Annotated in this window: 10 protein-coding genes and 1 pseudogene; 2 read left to right on the top strand and 9 right to left on the bottom strand. The window is 42.6% G+C overall.

What is annotated here, in order from left to right; genetic code table 11:
• Positions 1-71 precede the first annotated feature (71 nt).
• From ACSFVZ_RS18865 to arfA, 4 genes and pseudogenes are all read right to left on the bottom strand, one after another.
• Positions 72-1748 (bottom strand): annotated as a pseudogene (locus ACSFVZ_RS18865) (glycosyl hydrolase family 18 protein); the annotation flags it as partial.
• A 65-nt stretch (positions 1749-1813) separates the two neighbouring features.
• Positions 1814-3421: a lytic polysaccharide monooxygenase gene (locus tag ACSFVZ_RS18870; RefSeq protein ID WP_435559424.1), complete on the bottom strand. Its 1608-nt coding sequence runs from the start codon at positions 3419-3421 to the stop codon at positions 1814-1816.
• Between the two features lie 52 nt (positions 3422-3473).
• Positions 3474-6638 carry a glycosyl hydrolase family 18 protein gene (locus ACSFVZ_RS18875; RefSeq protein ID WP_435559425.1) on the bottom strand — a complete coding sequence of 1055 codons (3165 nt, stop codon included), beginning with the start codon at positions 6636-6638 and terminating at the stop codon, positions 3474-3476.
• 463 nt (positions 6639-7101) lie between these two features.
• Positions 7102-7293 (bottom strand): alternative ribosome rescue factor ArfA, encoded by a 192-nt coding sequence (gene arfA / locus ACSFVZ_RS18880; RefSeq protein WP_054563243.1) that lies wholly within the window; start codon positions 7291-7293, stop codon positions 7102-7104.
• 232 nt (positions 7294-7525) lie between these two features.
• On the opposite strand from arfA, the gene ACSFVZ_RS18885 reads away from it, so the two are divergent.
• A complete protein-coding gene (locus ACSFVZ_RS18885; protein WP_199527458.1) occupies positions 7526-9403 on the top strand; it encodes a monovalent cation:proton antiporter-2 (CPA2) family protein in 1878 nt (625 codons plus the stop codon).
• A 626-nt stretch (positions 9404-10029) separates the two neighbouring features.
• Here ACSFVZ_RS18885 and ACSFVZ_RS18890 read toward each other — a convergent pair.
• The 5 genes from ACSFVZ_RS18890 to ACSFVZ_RS18910 form a co-directional block, all read right to left on the bottom strand.
• On the bottom strand, positions 10030-10503 hold the full coding sequence (locus ACSFVZ_RS18890; RefSeq protein WP_138558200.1) for an RES family NAD+ phosphorylase: 474 nt from the start codon (positions 10501-10503) through the stop codon (positions 10030-10032).
• The gene (locus tag ACSFVZ_RS18895; RefSeq protein WP_135926736.1) at positions 10503-10937 is read right to left on the bottom strand and encodes an Xre family toxin-antitoxin system antitoxin; all 435 of its coding nucleotides are present in this window, start codon (positions 10935-10937) and stop codon (positions 10503-10505) included. The genes ACSFVZ_RS18890 and ACSFVZ_RS18895 overlap by 1 nt, the downstream gene beginning before the upstream one ends.
• Positions 10938-11055: 118 nt before the next feature.
• Positions 11056-13599: a TonB-dependent receptor plug domain-containing protein gene (locus ACSFVZ_RS18900; RefSeq protein WP_435559426.1), complete on the bottom strand. Its 2544-nt coding sequence runs from the start codon at positions 13597-13599 to the stop codon at positions 11056-11058.
• Between the two features lie 313 nt (positions 13600-13912).
• Positions 13913-14560, bottom strand: coding sequence for a UPF0149 family protein (locus tag ACSFVZ_RS18905; RefSeq protein ID WP_135926734.1), 648 nt, complete (start codon positions 14558-14560; stop codon positions 13913-13915).
• 86 nt (positions 14561-14646) lie between these two features.
• A complete protein-coding gene (locus ACSFVZ_RS18910) occupies positions 14647-15603 on the bottom strand; it encodes a sensor histidine kinase (protein ID WP_435559427.1) in 957 nt (318 codons plus the stop codon).
• Positions 15604-15699: 96 nt separating this feature from the next.
• Here ACSFVZ_RS18910 and nosR point away from each other — a divergent pair, with 96 nt between their 5' ends.
• Positions 15700-17007 (top strand): response regulator c-di-GMP phosphodiesterase, NosR family, encoded by a 1308-nt coding sequence (gene nosR / locus ACSFVZ_RS18915; RefSeq protein WP_435559428.1) that lies wholly within the window; start codon positions 15700-15702, stop codon positions 17005-17007.
• Positions 17008-17023 lie beyond the last annotated feature (16 nt).

Genomic DNA, 17023 nt, shown 5'->3' on the forward strand with positions numbered 1-17023 from the left:
GAATCAGCTCGTGAAAAACTTGAGAGGGCTTATGGTGCCCTCAACTAGTCAGAACTTGTGTGATGAAGTACTAGGTTATATTGATTAACATAAGCACCTTTTGCCAAAACTGATCGACGATTATCGTATGTAATTAATTTACCGTTACTACGGTTCCATACATAAGCGGCTTCGGCTTGTTCGTCATAACCAGTTTCAAAGCCATTGATGCCATTTTCTGCAGCGCCCAGCATGTAGGTTTTAATGCCTTTATAATCGATAACACCGTCTTCCCATACACCTTGCGCTGTAGTGCCTTTTAGTTTGCCATTACCGGGGGCTGTCATTGGGTTATCAGCGATAGTCGCGTTTTCTGGATAAACGCCTTCCCAACCACGGCCATACATAGCAGCACCTACCACGATTTTCTTCGACGGTACGTTTTGCGCAAGTAGATTTTGCACTGCGTTATCGGTTGTGTAAGCAGGGCCTTTATATGGAACGCCTTCTTCATCAACACCCGTGCCATCACACTGACCAACACGGAAATGCGATGAACAATAAAGCGCAGCCTGATGGCCCGTTACATTGCTCCATGCACCATAATAGTCGTAGCTCATTAAGAAAATGTAATCCATATATTGTTGAGCTTGTGAGTAGTCGACATCTTCAATTTTGTCGTAACCTGCACCAATCGCTGATGTTAACTCATACTCACGACCTGTCTCGGCTTCAAGCTTATCAAGCATCGCGCGCAACTCTTGCATTAGCGCTACGTATGCTGGGCCGTCAGCAACTGGGTCGCCTAAGTTTGGATTAGCACCCTGACCACCCGGATATTCCCAGTCAATATCAACACCGTCGTAGAACTTCCACGTTCTTAAAAACTCTTCCATTGATGCCACAAATGTGTCGCGATTGGCTTTATCGGTAAAGTAAGCAAATGGATCTGATAAAGTCCAACCACCTACTGATGGTAAAATTTTCAGATCAGGATAACGCTGCTTTAACGCCATTAACTGCGAATACGTACCACGAATTGGGTCATTACTATCAACACCTGGTAGCGCTTTTTGAATCGCAGCCCATGGGTCGTGGATCACCACTTCAAAATCTTGCGAGCCTGCACAGGCAGTATTTAGCGCGTTTTTAGGCCCACCTGTTAACGAGTCATTAGGTCCACAAATTGGAATAAATCCATACAAGATATGACTGAGGTTTTGCGCTGGAATATTGGTTACATCATAGTCACGGCCATAAATACCCCATTCAACAAAGTAGGCACCGGTTACAAGACCGTCTTTGGTGCCAATATCTTGGTTGTTTGGATCATAATCCATCGGTAATGGCGCTAAGTGACCGCCATCTGTATCGGCAATAACAATTGGCTTACCTTCACTGCGAGCACAGGTAGTACCGCCTTCACATAGTTCTAAATATAATGTGTGACGACCGGCTTTATCATACGGAAAGCTAATAACACCACTTTTGGTGCCTGCTTCAAGTGACCCTTCATTAACCAGCATATCATCGAAATACACTTTGTAGCTGTCGCCGCCATCCCCACTCCATGCGTTCCATTCAATGCTGATGGTGACTTCATCTACACGGTTCACCAAGCTCTTATATGAACCAGTGCCTTCAAGATCAACCTCAACAAATGAGTATTCTTGTGGCTCCCAAATAATGGTTGGTGTTGAAGGTGCTGCATTCGCTGCACTTGCAAAGAGTGCAACACCAATGGCTGCGGTTAATTGTTTTATATTCATGATTCTCTCTTATCTGTTTTTATATAGCGTTACGCTGTTATTGATAAAGTTTGAACTACAAAACTTTAGATTTCTGTCCATACTTGGCTGGCACCCGGTACATCTCCTTGGGTCCACCACTGCGCTCGATAGCGCTGTCCTTGATAGGTTACTTCGTCGCCGCCTTGATAGGCTTTGCCGCTGTTCCACTCGATTGATGCACTGCCAGATTCAAGCTGCCATGCATCACTACTGTCTGGTTGTGCGCCTTGGTTCCACCATTTCGCACTGTAGATTCCGCCGTTAAAACTCACTTTATCGCCCGTGTTGTATTGGCTTGTGCTATTCCAAGCGGGCACGCTCGGATCAACAGGATCAGGGTCGATTACAGTGCTATTAAGTACAGTCACGGTAAAACTTACTTGGCTTGTAAGCTCGCCATCTGACACCGATACACTCACGGTGTAACTTGCATCAGCATCCACAGCAGGGGCAGTTAGCGTGATGTTGGCATCGCTGCCCGTAAAGCTCAGTGGTGCAGGAATATCCCAGCTATAAGTTAATGTGCTTTGTTGATCATCAAAGGCGTGCAGGTGTATCGCGGTGCTGCTGCCTTCTTCGACTTGAAGGTCATCTGGTTGATGAATAATCGGCGCGGTATTGTCAGGTGCAGCTTGTACGCTTAGTGCAAAGCTGTAATTTGTATTCGTTGTAAAGACTTGATTTATCAATAAATCTGTAGCATCAAAGGCAATATCTCCAGCGCTATTTTGCACGCCAATATTAACTAAGTGCGCGTAATTAAGGTTTAACAGCGCTGCAAATTCAGCCTGCCAATTAGCTTGATTATCAGTTGTGATCTGCATTTGTTGAGTAAGTAACTCTTGACCATTTTCATCAAATAACCGCGCTGACACACTACCGCCAACCTCGCCGTTTTGCCCTTGACGAACAAAGTAGCTGATTGCTGTCCAATCGCTTGGCTCTGTCGGGGACGCATCGTTGACAATATTAATATCGCTACAGTTGTAGAAGCCTTCGCCACCGGCATCATCTCGTTGCCAGCGCGTGTATAAAATGGCATCGCCACTGCGTCCTTGTGGAATCGACACGCTCATTTCATAGTAACGGTCGTTGTTAGCATCAATGCTAAAATCAACATTGCCGTACTCTTCAACAAGTTCTAGGTCATCCCAAGTAAGCACTTGAGTCGCACTATCAAAGCCCGGTTTTGTTAAATAAAATTGCCAGAAACTTGGGTTATGCGGCGTACTCGCTAAAAAGCGCACTAAAATATCGCCATTTGTATTAGGAATAACCTCACTGCGTTGCCAATGTGCTGAAGGTAAATCCATACCGCGTTTTTCAGGGTCGCCTGCTGCACATAATCGGCCATCAGGTACACTTTGTTTTACTGCATCAAGGTTTGTGTATTCAATGGTATTAGCTGAAAATTCAATGCCTTGCACAAACTGTACATGCCCTGCTTCAACAAACGCTGCACGACAAGCAAGGTTAGGGATCCCCGTGCCATCAGCAGGCCACCAGTAACCGCCATCGGCATTACAAAATGCTTGGCGTGCCTTTGGGCTTTCTAAGAATCCGTGGGCATTCACATGGCTTGATGCACAGGCAATCAGCATGCTGGTTGCCACTGCCGATAAAGACAATGCCTTTGATTTCATTACTTTCATTGTTGTTCTCGCTGTAGAAATGCGGAGCAAAGTCCTTGCTCCGCTTAGTTGGTTAAAGCGTGCAACTCACCGTCCAGTCAGCCGATGTGCCTGGCTCTGTGCTCGTCCACCACTTTGCTTCGAAAATCACGTTGTTGTGATTCATTAAGTCGCCGCCAACAGCATGGCTTGGATTACCAGCCCAGTCAGTTTGCGGCCAATTTGGATACACAGGGATGCTTGCTACATCAACACCATTACAGCTTCCCTCGCCACCCGTATCACCACCGGTGTCACCGCCAGTATCACCACTGCCTGCGGTGCCATCTGGTAGCATTGGGTATTCGTATTTAAAAGCGTAGGTTTTGCCATTTTTCTCAATAGTGAAATTAGTTGGCCCCGTAATTGGCATGTAGTACATAACTTGGGCCTCAACGGTTTCACCAGTGTTAAATGACTTTTCGATACCGCCCCACTCATTCACTAAGGTGATTGAAAAACGATGGAACTCATTTTCAAAGCCGCCGATATTATCGCCAGCCGCATTAGAGCCATTCGCTTCAACAGCCATACCGAGCTTTTCTTGTGCATTCCAATTTGATTTGAAAATTGCAGAGGTAGAAACGGGCACATCAAAGCTGATTTTTGCGCCGCTTAAGTCGATATCTGAGTTATTGGTGAATGCGAATGTAGGTGAAATCGGGTAGTTATCATCACCAATTGGGAAGTCTTTCACCGTAAAGCTTACGTCAACCGCTTCGCTTGGAATGGTAAAATCGACATTACCTTGATGAGTGTTGTAAGCCACACCACTTTGGTTAAATTTATCGTAAGCAAGTGTGGTTAAGCTTGAGCCCATGAAATACTCACCTTTCGCTGAGTCATAATCATAGTCACCGGCAAGCTCCCAAAACATGATGCCGCCAAGGCCATTGTTGATAACATAATCAACTTTGGTTGCCATTGATTGCTCATCTTCAATTGATAAGAAAACCTTTTTCTCTGCATTCCAAAGCCATGGAGCAACCGCCACATCATCGTAGTAACGTGTGTAAGTACCCGTTAATACATCGTCTTCATCGGTTTCTGGCGTTAGACCATAGATTTCAAGGTAAGATGGATTAATACCATTTTCGAGGTTTTTCGCATGCCATAGCGGGTTTGAACCAGCTGGCATTTCTTCACCAACATCGTTCTTATCGTGCCATAGGTTATCGATGCCAAGTGCGCCATTACCGCATTGGTTTTTCTCACCAACGCCGGTTCCTTTCGCACATTTTGATTGATCGGGTAGCGCTGCTTGGCCCCATAAACCATTGGTACCACCCGACACATCTTTAAAGCCACGGGTGTAGTATGGAATACCAATATTGATTCGACCTGCAGAGACCGCACCGCGGAAATAACGTACTGCCCAATCCGTATTTAAATAACCAATTCCTTCAAACTCTGCAGTGGTATAAACGCCCCATTGCGCTAATTCAGAATCAAGGCCAGTATCAAACAAGGCTGCGTTGTGGCCTACATGTGAATTCCATGCACCATGTAAGTCATAAGACATAATGTTAACGTAGTCGAGATACTTCACGCTTTGGAATGTTTCCATGCCACGTAATAAGTAACCTGAAGATGGCGAAGCAATCGTTAATAAGTAGTGCTTGCCTGCTTTTTCACCTGCAATATCAAGTTCTTCGCGTAGTTTTTGCATCAATACGCGATACGATGCATTAAGACCTGCACGACGTGCATTAGAGATAGGAAAATCATCAGGGTGGCCTGAGTCATTCATTGACGATGGGTATTCGTAATCAATATCGACACCATCAAAGCCGTAGGTTTCAATAAATTCAACGGCGCTTTTCGCAAAAGCATCAATCCCCGCTTGGTTCACTGAACCATCAGCATTGGTTGTCATCGTGTAGAAACCACCGCTATTTACGCGAGTACCGTCTTCACCAAAATAACCGCCAGTTTCAGCCCAACCACCTACAGAGATTAAGGTTTTTACATCTGGGTGTTGTTTTTTAAATTTATTGAGTAAGTTAAAGTGACCTGTGTAACTAAAGCTTGGATCCATTTCAGCGCCTGTAACGCCCGGCCAAGTCATGTTTGTCGCAGGGTTGCCAACTGCATTTGGATCACCAATCGAGACCTTGTTATTACCATCAACATGCGCAAAGGCATAGTTGATATGGGTGATCTTGTCCCAAGGAATATCATTCACTAAGTAGCTTGGCTGACCATTGGCACCATTTCGCCAACTCGTAAAATAACCAATAACTCGACGTGGATGATCGGCGCCCATTTTCTCACGGCCATTTTCATCATACACGCTACAGTATGGGGTATTCACACCCGGTGTTTGGTATAAGCCTTGCGGTTTACAATCGCTACCAGGTTCTGTAGCTTCAACAACATTCACAACTTTGCTTTGTGTACCTGTCGCGCCTTCGTTATCTGTCACCGTTAAGGTAAATGAAAATTGTCCAAGTGCTGGAGCCTGCCACGTATAACTTGAAGAAGCGGCACTGGCTTGATGAACTTCAGTGCTGTTTTCAGTTAACGATAACGCAGTTACTTGGCCATCGCTATCAGTGCCAGAAAGCGCAAACACCACACTGTCACCCACCGTTACTTGTGATGGTAGTGAGCTAAATTCAATGCTCGCCACGGGCGCTTGGTTAAACGGCTCAACGTCATCAGATACACTCACTGAATGTGCGACCGCTGTAGAGGTTAGCCCTAAATCATCCGTTGCGACCGCACTTATCACATGGCTGCCTTGCGTTGCTTGCCAGCTCGCTGAATAAGGTGCGCTTGTCACAACACTCAGCGATGTACCATCAACAAAAAACTCAACACTTGCCACGCTACCATCCGGATCCGCAGCGACTGCATTTATGACAACGCTGTCACCGATGGTAAATAAAGAACCTTCTACTGGTGTTAAGCTGCTAATTTGAGGTGCTTGATTTTCGCTGACAACGCTGTCACAAGCGCCCAATAAACGCCACTCTTGATCGACACCAGAGGTCTCCACAGGGTTGGTTTGCGTCCACCACTTCGCTTCATAAGCGCTACCTTGTGCTTGAACCTGATCACCACCAACATGAGTTTGCCCTTGTTGCCACACTTCTAAGTTGCTGCAATCAATCGCAGCCTGTGCTGTAAAGCCGTATAAACCTAGCGACAGCGCACTCAGTTTAAAGGCATTTTTTATTAATTTATGCGAGCTCATTCGCTCCCTCCGCCCAAAGTTTTGATAACATTTATTTTACAAATCCAACTTTAAAGTAACACAAAGCACTATCACGTCAAGCTCAAAATTACCTACAATCGGTAAATTACCAGTTATTTTTTATGTGTAATTTAATGAAAAACACTAAAAAAGAATTAATTATTTATATCAAACAGCAAAAAACAAACTGATTCTACAAGGCAAAAGTGAACATAAAATTAACAATAAATTAACCACAGGAAGTGCAGCACATCTGGATTGTATGAAAAACAAGCAAAGCTTGTGTGAGGAAAAACAAAAATAATTGAAGTATCTATTTTAGGTATATAACGAATAAATTAGTTTTTAGATAAAAATTTCTAAAAAAATTGACTTAAAATTATTCTTAACGCGAATTTTAGGTAAAAAAAAGCAAACACTGAGTGTTTGCTTTTCACAAAAATCCTATTTGATCACAACTTAATTAAGCAGCGATTAAATAGGACTCTCGTCCTGCATGTTTTGCCTTACGTTGATAAGCACCTTTACCTTTTTTTGGTTTCTCTACTTTTGCTGTAAACAGCTTAGATGTCACCATTGCGGCGTACACATTGTCGTTAATTACACCGCGACCAGTATCAACTTGGCCTTGTGTGCGTTGTTTCTTTTTGCTCATTTTTTGCTCCTATTAAATGTGTTGCGAGTATATACCTAGCCAAACTCTACGCAAGCGATTTTTAAGAAAAAACAATGATTTTTTACCCCTCACTTTGTCTTAAGCACTTTTACTAAACATCATGCCTTGTTGTCATTTTATAGACTAAATTCGCATTTTGATTGCATTCACTACCTAACTGCTGGCAAAACTAGCAAAAACAACCATAGTTAATTAAAAAAACAGGATTACGATGACTGACTTTCTCTTAATCGCCTACATTTTTCTTCTGGCCGGCATTATTGCCGTGCCTATTGCAAGTAAATTAGGGCTTGGCTCTGTGCTTGGCTACTTACTCGCAGGTATTGTTATTGGGCCAACACTGACATTTTTAAATGTTGATGTGATTGCCATCCAGCATTTTGCTGAGTTTGGTGTGGTAATGATGCTATTTATTGTTGGTTTAGAGCTTGAACCCAAAGCACTTTGGTCAATGCGAAAACAGCTTATTGGTCTAGGTGGTGGGCAAGTGATTTTATCTGCTGCCGCTTTTACAGGTATAGGCTTAGCGTTTGGCCATGCTTGGCAAACAGCTCTTACAATAGGCTTAATATTATCGCTTTCATCTACCGCGATTGTGCTGCAAACGCTTTCAGAGCGCGGGCTGTTAAAGTCAGATGGTGGCCAAGCCTCATTTAGCGTATTACTCACTCAAGACATAGCCGTTATTCCTATGCTTGCGTTTATTCCATTGCTTGCTTTACCAGAATTAGCGCCCGCAATTGCAGATACAGCCCATGCAAGCGAAGACGCGCATGCTGGTTTAAGTTTAGTGGCAAATCTTGAGGGCTGGCAAGCTGCGCTGGTAACCTTGGGTATGATTGCACTAGTGATCTTTGGTGGTAACTACTTAACCGCACCGATTTTTAGATTTGTCGCACAAGCACGGCTTCGCGAACTATTTACCGCAACGGCTTTATTCTTTGTTATTGGTATCGCTTTGATGATGTCATTGGTTGGCTTATCACCTGCGCTTGGCACTTTTTTGGCAGGTGTTGTGCTTGCAAATTCACCTTATAAACACGAACTCGAAAGCAATATCGATCCCTTTAAAGGGCTATTACTAGGTCTATTTTTTATTACCGTTGGTGCGAGCATCAATTTTCAATTACTCGCTGATAACCTAGCTACTATTGTGCTATTAACTGGGGCACTGATTGCAACTAAAACAGCTGTGTTGTTAATTTTAGGCCGTATTTTTGGGCTTAGGGGCGCCTCACTCTGGTTGCTAGCACTGGGGCTTGCGCAAGCTGGTGAATTTGGTTTTGTATTACTTGCTTACAGTGTGTCTAACAATGTATTGGCAGCAGCCCTTGCCGACCAGTTATTACTGGTTGTGACCTTATCAATGCTGCTCTCACCGGGCTTATTCATTCTGTATCAACGTGTGATAGCGCCTCGTTTTATTTGTGAGCAAGCCAAGCGAGATGAAGAAGAGTTTCCTGATGATAGCCATGTGATCATTGCAGGCTCAGGCAGAATGGGTGGCCTTGTTGACCGTATTTTGCAAGCAGGTGGATATAACACCACCGTAATTGATTATAATTATAAACAACTTGAAGCACTTGAACATGTTGGTATTCGTAACTTCTTTGGTGATGCAACTCGTCCAGATTTACTCAGTGCAGCTGGCATTGAGGATGCAAAATTACTGGTTGTAGCACTTGATGATGCCGAGCAAATAACTAAACTCGTGCGTTATGCTATGCAAAATTACCCGCATTTACATGTGGTTGCCCGCGCTGTAGACCGTCACCATGTGTATGAATTATGGACATACGGTTGTCGCGATATTATTCGCGAAACGTACGACAGCACTATGCGGATGGGCCGTTCTGCTTTTGAAGCGCTTGGTATTGAGCGAGAAAAAGCCCAAGAAATGGTCGATATCTTCAGTGAATTTGATAAAGAGATGCTTAGAGAAGCAGCAGACGCTTACGAAATAGGCGTACCGTTTGAAGAGAACCAAGCCTATATCGATTGCATTAATAAGCTGTTTGAAGAAAAAGAGCCTAAAATTAAACAACAAATGCGCGAGATATGCGAGCGAGTTGTTAGTAGTTCGAAATAGCAAAAATATTACAATTATGGAGGAGGTGTTTTCACTTCCTCTTTATCTTCTCTTTGTGAAAATAATTTGAACCACAGAGAACACAGAGGCGCTTCGCGCTACACAGAGAAACTTAATGCACAAAGAGGATAAGAGGCGCTGCGCTTTAGAGGAAAATAACTAATTGGCTTAACTATTATCTCGTTGTTTTCTCATTCAGTTCTCTATGTGAATATAGATATTTGAACCACAGAGGGCACCGTGGAGCTGCGCGCTGCACAGAGAAGGTAATTTCACAAAGAGGATAAGAGGCGCTGCGCTTTAGAGAACTCCTTGTCTTTCTCTGTGCTCTCTATGTCCTCTGTGGTTCGAAAAAAGATCTAGCAAACAGTTAGTCTCGATAAATAGGTTACTGGCTGCGTCTGAGAAGAAGGTTGGAGAAGTTAATTTGGGTTTCCTCGTTGTCTTCTCATTAACTTCTCTTTGTGAAAATAATTTGAACCGCAGAGAACACAGAGGCGCTTCGCGCTACACAGAGCAAACAAATACTCTCAAAGAGACTGCATTGAATAGGATAAAACATGATATAAAATCGCTTCTACAAACTCGCATCTCGCAAACTTTACCCTTTCCCCTCGCCAACTAATTCAAAGCTTTACAGCCAATCGGTTTGGATAGAAAAAGTCTTTGCTATCAATGCATTTTATTTTGCTTATATCTGTGTGCAATGGGTTGATTAAAAAATTGTATTCGTCGGGGCATAAACTAGAAGGAACTTGCAACACGGCTGCTTCCATCGTTGCTAGCCAATCAGAACCTAATGCCTGAGTGTCTGTAATATAGGGGTGATCATCCCATGCTTTTGGCAGTTCGCTCGCTACTAGCCTAATAACCTTTAGATCATCAGGTATCTGTATAGTGGTGATACTCAAGTTTTTACTTAATATGTCGGTTGTGTCATTCACTAATCGCTCAAGCATTGCTAAAGAGCGCGAACTCGCCGTATAAACAATGGGTTTACCAACAAAATGCCACCGCCCCTGTGCATATAAACCACCAAGCCCAGATAACGCATTAGCCATGTCATTATGAACTTTCGGTGCTATTCGGTAGCAAATCATTAAGCTGTGAACCCGTACTCAAGCCCCATTATCACTCGCTTTATCAGTTCACGGCCACGGATAGTATGGATCACTGACTTTGGCTCTTGATTCGCAAATTGAATGTTGGGCGTATTAAGCCACTCATTCCAACGTTTAACGTCACCAAAGTAGGCAATGCCTTGCGATGAAATACGTGCAATCTCTAAAGCATTTTCGCTCAGCTTAGCACTTAAACGTTTTCGGTCTTTACTGTAGCGCTCAAGTGTACGGGTCGTGGTGCCAATGGAGGTTGCTAAAATGTTGGCATCCCAATTCAGCTCTTTAGCGAGTGATTTAATCGCACTGACAGTTACACCTTGTGTTGCAACATTAATCTCATCAATTGTATTAGAATGAATTGTTACTCTGCCATCAGTAACCACACCTAAATAATCAGTTTCTACAGCATTCATTTTACACCTCGTCGAATTCGACACTTGTCATTTATTATAGTGACAAATGTCGCATACTACAATTAAACAAAAAAATAGCGCCGTTAGGCGCTATTTAAGCTTCATTTCAACTTAGGAATTAAAAACTAAAGCTTAGTTTTGCGTAGTAAGTCATACCATCAAAACCATAAGGCAATGCACGTACAGGGTACTTAAATGCTTTATTCGTAATAAAATCAAGCGCTTCATCTTCGCCTAACTCATCTGGTGTTACATCAAAGATATTATCAATACCTGCCGATAGCATCAGCTCGTCAGTTAGTTGATAACCAACATTAACATCAACTAATACTGCTGACTCAACCGTGCTTGTGTCTTTAAACTCACCGGTAGGTGATAGCTCATCAGGCAAGCCAATGTGGTCATTACCAAAGTATTTAACGTCTGTTTCGCCGTAGTAGTTAAAACGTAGCATGCTGTTGAAATCGCCACGATCGTATTCAAATGTTAGTGTTGCACGCTCACCTGGTTGACCATCCGTTAAGAAACTACGTTGTAAATCATCAAGAGCGATTGACTCAGGAACACCTTCTGGCGCGTTCACATCATCAATTTCGGTTTCGTTAATGTTACCTGCAAAGGTTGCTGAGAAATTACCGTCATACAAATCAGTGCGGTATGAGGCAATAATATCAACCCCTTTGGTGGTTGAATCAACCGAGTTTGAGAAGTAGTTAGCTTGCTGTGCACCTGTTGCATTAAGTGCCGCCACCGCTTCGGCGCTAAACGAAACATCGTCCGCCGACATTAAGCTGCCAAGGGTAATTCTGTCTTTAATTGCAACATGGTAAAAATCAACGGTCAGTGATAAATCGCTTGTTACATTATAAACAAAGCCCGCACTTAAGTTTTCTGAGCTCTCAAGTCCAAGACTATCAACGCCAAGGGCTGACGGAAAATCAGATCCCGCTGTTGCAGTGAATGATTGCAATAACACGCCACCAGCACCTAAATTTGTGGTGTAAGCTGTATAGGCACTTTGTTGCAGTGATGGTGCTCTAAAGCCAGAAGAAATCGCACCACGCACGGCAAAGTCATCGGTAATTTCATAGCGCGTTGCTAGCTTACCAATGATGTCATCACCGGCATCAGAGAAGTCTTCATAACGAAGCGCTGTACTTACCTGCCATGCGTCCGTGATCAGTGTTTCGGCATTAACATAAAATGCATAGCTGTGACGGCTCTCTTTATTTGACGCTTCAGGACGTAAACCGTTATAAGCTTGGAAGCCACACTCAGCAAATACGCTGCTGTCGTTAACCGCAGGGTATGAGGTATCTGAATTTGCTAAGCCACACGCATAAGACGCTTCTTCGCCCGGCACGATTTCGTAATTTTCTTTACGATATTCAGCACCCACCGACACATAAACAGGTTCACTGCGACCAATATCAACAATACCATTTAAATCTGCATTTACTGTTGTTTGATCAAATCTAAAACCACCTGAGTAACCACCTGAAGGGCCAGCATTTGCAGCAATATCAGCATCAGTTGCACCTGGGTTATTCGCCACATATTCAGCAGCATACGAGGCATTTAGAGTATTTTTTGAGGTGAAATCATAGCTATTTTCACCATATACGGCCGAAAAATCATAGCTCCAATCTGGGTTTAGCTCACCGCGCAGCCCAAGTGAAAACGAAATATCTTCGGCTTCGTTGTCGATGCGAGGTAAAAAGCCATCGCCATATACTTGCACAACGTTCTTCGCTGCTTGGTCAAAGTTACGGTAAAAACCATTGCCTAATGCCGTACGGTTTGAGTATCCGCCAAATGAGTAAAGTTCGCTCTCGCCAAGTGGTAACGCCATGTTATAAAACACAGACGTAAATTCGCTATCTGCGTTACCTTGCCCCCAACGAACTTCGTCAGACAGCGTGCCAGCTGGTACATCAACTGAGCCTCCAGTATCACGCTCAGCTCGGTTGGTGCCATCAGCATCACGGTATTCTAAAGAAAAGTTAATGAAGCCGCCTTCATCGCCTAAATCAAAGCCACGGTTTAAACCCATTGATAGGGTGTCACCATCGCCTTCACCTGTGCTACCTGCTTGCACATAACCCGTTGTAACACCTGTTGAATCGTTTAGCGATAAGTTGATAACACCGGCTATCGCATCAGAGCCATACTGAGCCGCAGCACCATCACGAAGTACTTCAACGCCTTTTAAAGCGGTAAGTGGAATCGCGTTCATATCAGTACCCGCAGCACCGGCACCGACAGTACCATTTAAACCAAAAATAGATTGATTATGACGGCGCTTACCATTGATTAGGACTAGCGTTTGGTCTGGCTGTAAGCCTCGAAGAGTTGCAGGTCTAAATAAGTCAGAGCCATCTGACACTTGCGTACGAGAAAAGTTAAAAGAAGGAGCCGTCGCTTGCAGGCTTTGGCCAAGTTCAGTGAAACCACCTTTGTTTAAATCGTCAGCATCAATCAAATCAACCGGTGATGTTGATTCGGTAGCCGTACGATTGGCAACTCGTGAGCCTAATACAGAGATTTGTTCGATATTTTTATCTGCTTTTACGCCAGATGCTTGCTCAGCTGCCTGCACTGAAGTCGCAGAAACAGCCACACTGACCGCTACGGCCAGCATACTTAAAGAATGTGTTGTCATGTGTATCCTGTTGATATTCTGGCTTTCCTTAAATCAAAAAGACGCCCCTTTGGAGAAGTTAAGGAAAAGCACTAAGCACGTAATGTTGATTTTAAAAATCATAAATTTGAAAGCTAACTCAAGCCTGCGAGTTACCCCTTGGGAAACATCCTATCAACAAAAAAATGAAATGAAAGAAAAATTTGTTACGACTTAGGTATAATTTTTTCTATTTGTATGATTAATAGATTTTATAAGGGAGGAATTATTCAATTAATAGTAGAAATAAGCAAATTAATGCAACCATTTACTTATCTCTACCAACTCAATCTATTTATTGATCTTGCTCTAACATCGCCAGCTTTTCATCTTCAAGCATTAAGGCCATGGTGGCTATTTCGGCTAAACTCTCGTCTAATGCAGCAAAAAAAGTCGCAAACCCTTCACCCAATTTTTCTGGCTCTGGGTGATTAGCAAGCGCTTGATCCCACATTGCAAAAGTAGTTAATAAATCGAGTGTAGCTTCAAAGTTATCAATGAAAAGCTGCCCTTCTTCACTGGCTTCTTTTTGCTCATCAGCTTGCAGTAAAAACTGTAAGTCACTGTGCCAAATATCTTGATTAACTATGTATGCAGCAATGTAACCGCTGCAAAAGTCTTGTAATGCTTGGCTAGGTTCATTTGCATCAGCATCATTGGAATATAAATGAGCAAGTATTTTCTTTTGCTCAACTTGAGCTTCTGTCACATTATCAAGTAACTCAATCATTGCATCGCGCGGCTCTGAATCGGTCATTAATGTATTGAATATTGATTCATCGTTATCAGCGATATAATTTGCAAGCTCTGACTCACCAAAAAACTCAGAGCAGGCAAGCAGTCCAGCCATAAATCCAATGACCTGATCTAAACTAACTTGATTCGTCTCGCTTTGACTTGCGAGATAGTTTTTCAATACTTCTGAGCTTTCTGTGTTAAACATAGCGTGCCTTTATATTTAATGTTGGTCAGTACTTAGTCTTACACTATCGAATCTACAGCGTTTTGCAACAACTTAAATTGTGTCAATTAGTTAACCACATCTCTAACGTGACTTTGCACTGGAAATACACAACTAATGCGCGTGCCCGTTCCCTCTGTGCTTTGTATTTCAATAGTGCCTTGATGATCATGCACTATCGCATAAACCATGGTCATTCCCATTCCAGTGCCTTCCCCTACCGGTTTGGTCGTGTAGAAAGGATCATATATTTTAGCGATAGTTTCTGCTGACATCCCCACGCCATTGTCTTCAACATCAATATAAATATGATGTTGAAGTTCATAAACCGACACAGTGATCTGCGCTTTTGAGCTACTCGCATCACATGCTTGCTTTGCATTTATTAATACATTCACAATCACTTGACTGATAGCTGCTAAATTACACCAGCTCTCAGAAATCGTATGGTAGTCAGTTTGTAAATCGCATTCTTTAAGTTGATTCGCTAATAACTTAACTGCACTTTTTACCGCATCAGTCATATCAGCAAACTGTTTGTTATGGCCCTTTGGTCGAGAGAAATCGAGCAAATTTGCAACTATCTTGCTGATCCTTTGTAAACCTTGCGCTGTGTCATTTATTAAGTCAGGCAAATCATCTGCTAAATAACGAACAGAGTGTACTTTATTTAAATCGCTTAATTGCTGACAAAACGCCGCTTTATCCATTTCACTACAGGCAAATTCATCACATTTAGCTAATAATGCACTGAAATAATTGCAATACTCCTTAAGGGTATCGACATTACTAATGCTATAAGCAAGGGGGTTGTTAATTTCATGGGCAACCCCAGCGCATAGTGTGCCCAAAGTCGCCATTTTTTCTGCTTGAATAAACATTGCTTGATGACGCTCTAAGTCTGCAATTTTTTGTTCAAGCTCACTGTTTAATGCAACAAGAATACGGCTCTTGTCTGCTAACAGTTGCTCTGCCTCTTCCCTAGCTGCTTTTTCTAGTAAATAAGCTTGCTTAAAGTCATTCATTTTTCTCTCAAACTTTAGCCTGTATCACTTAAAACCTAGCACAAGCCTAGATTTAAGGCTATGTTATTGATTAACGATGGTTCACAGTAAATCGCTATGGCAGAAAAAGTAAGCAAAGAGCATATTCAAGTATTATGCATTGATGATGACGAAATTGTTTTACGCACTTTATTAAGGTTGTTATCTGCACATAATATCTCAGCAAAAGCGACAGCAGATCCGACAGAAGGTCTTACGCTATTAGCAGCTTATAATTTTGATGTGATTATTTGTGACATGCGCATGCCACAGATGGATGGCGCGGAGTTTTTTGCTCAAGCACTTAGTATTGCACCAGATCCACAACGTATTTTATTGACCGGTTACTCAGACATCGACAATACCATTGCCGCAGTCAATAAAGGTAAGATCCATGCTTATATTCAAAAACCTTGGCAAAATGAATTACTGCTTCGCAATATTAGTGATGGCATTGAAAAAACTTCTCTTAAACGAGAAAACAAACGCCTCGAACAGCAAATAAAAGCACAAAATGCGCAACTAAAAGAGCTCAACAATAACCTTGAGCAAATGGTCGAAAAGCGAACTCTACAAATTCGTAAAGTGCTTAAACAGCTCGAAGAAGTAAACGAGCGTGAAAAACACGAGCACCGCACAACCTTTGAGATTTTATACAACTTCATTAATGCAAACCCTTATCTAGACGGTATGCAAGCACAAAACATTGCCACTACCAGCAAGCAAATTGCAGAGCAACTTGGTTTAGATAAGCAACACATCGAAATGGCTGAAATGGCTGGATACCTTGCGCAAATAGGGCTGCTAGCAATGGAGCCAGAGCTTTATAAAAAGCCAACCAGAGAGCTTACAGAAAACCAAAAAAAGTTATTTTATACTCACCCAAGTACAGCCCAGTTAATGCTTATGCCTGCACCACATTTACATGATGTCTCTGAGGCTATTTATTATCAATTTGAACACTATAATGGCTCAGGCATACCCAAAGGCTTAAAAGGTAAAGAAATACCGATTACCGCAATGATTTTAGCGGTGGCTAGAGACTTTTGGCAAACAATCGCCCATATAAATGTGCAAGACAACAGCAAGTTTGAAAGTGCGCTTGACCAATTACAATTATACAGTGGCACCTACTACCACCCGAAGATTTTAGAAACCCTCGGCAGTTTAAAAATAACCTGTGCCAGTGATCAGCAAGTTGGCACTATGAAAATTATCTCTGCTCAACAACTAAAAAATGGCATGGTTTTAGGTCATGCACTAAGAAACTACGATGGAATTCTTTTACTACCAAAAGGGCATGTATTTGGTCCTAAATCAATTAGCAAGTTACAACAGCTTGAAGCTAAAAAACCAAATCCTTTCAGGATCATGATCAAAAATTAGCGAATAAAGTGATCAC

The organism is Pseudoalteromonas nanhaiensis (genome assembly GCF_051235485.1).
Lineage (GTDB): Bacteria > Pseudomonadota > Gammaproteobacteria > Enterobacterales > Alteromonadaceae > Pseudoalteromonas > Pseudoalteromonas lipolytica_C.

What these genes read in the sequence shown, in the direction of transcription:
- ACSFVZ_RS18870 (WP_435559424.1), bottom strand. Translation starts at nt 3,421, where the DNA reads ATGAAAGTAATGAAATCAAAGGCATTGTCTTTATCGGCAGTGGCAACC.
- ACSFVZ_RS18875 (WP_435559425.1), bottom strand. Translation starts at nt 6,638, where the DNA reads ATGAGCTCGCATAAATTAATAAAAAATGCCTTTAAACTGAGTGCGCTG.
- arfA (WP_054563243.1), bottom strand. Translation starts at nt 7,293, where the DNA reads ATGAGCAAAAAGAAACAACGCACACAAGGCCAAGTTGATACTGGTCGC.
- ACSFVZ_RS18885 (WP_199527458.1), top strand. Translation starts at nt 7,526, where the DNA reads ATGACTGACTTTCTCTTAATCGCCTACATTTTTCTTCTGGCCGGCATT.
- ACSFVZ_RS18890 (WP_138558200.1), bottom strand. Translation starts at nt 10,503, where the DNA reads ATGATTTGCTACCGAATAGCACCGAAAGTTCATAATGACATGGCTAAT.
- ACSFVZ_RS18895 (WP_135926736.1), bottom strand. Translation starts at nt 10,937, where the DNA reads ATGAATGCTGTAGAAACTGATTATTTAGGTGTGGTTACTGATGGCAGA.
- ACSFVZ_RS18900 (WP_435559426.1), bottom strand. Translation starts at nt 13,599, where the DNA reads ATGACAACACATTCTTTAAGTATGCTGGCCGTAGCGGTCAGTGTGGCT.
- ACSFVZ_RS18905 (WP_135926734.1), bottom strand. Translation starts at nt 14,560, where the DNA reads ATGTTTAACACAGAAAGCTCAGAAGTATTGAAAAACTATCTCGCAAGT.
- ACSFVZ_RS18910 (WP_435559427.1), bottom strand. Translation starts at nt 15,603, where the DNA reads ATGAATGACTTTAAGCAAGCTTATTTACTAGAAAAAGCAGCTAGGGAA.
- nosR (WP_435559428.1), top strand. Translation starts at nt 15,700, where the DNA reads ATGGCAGAAAAAGTAAGCAAAGAGCATATTCAAGTATTATGCATTGAT.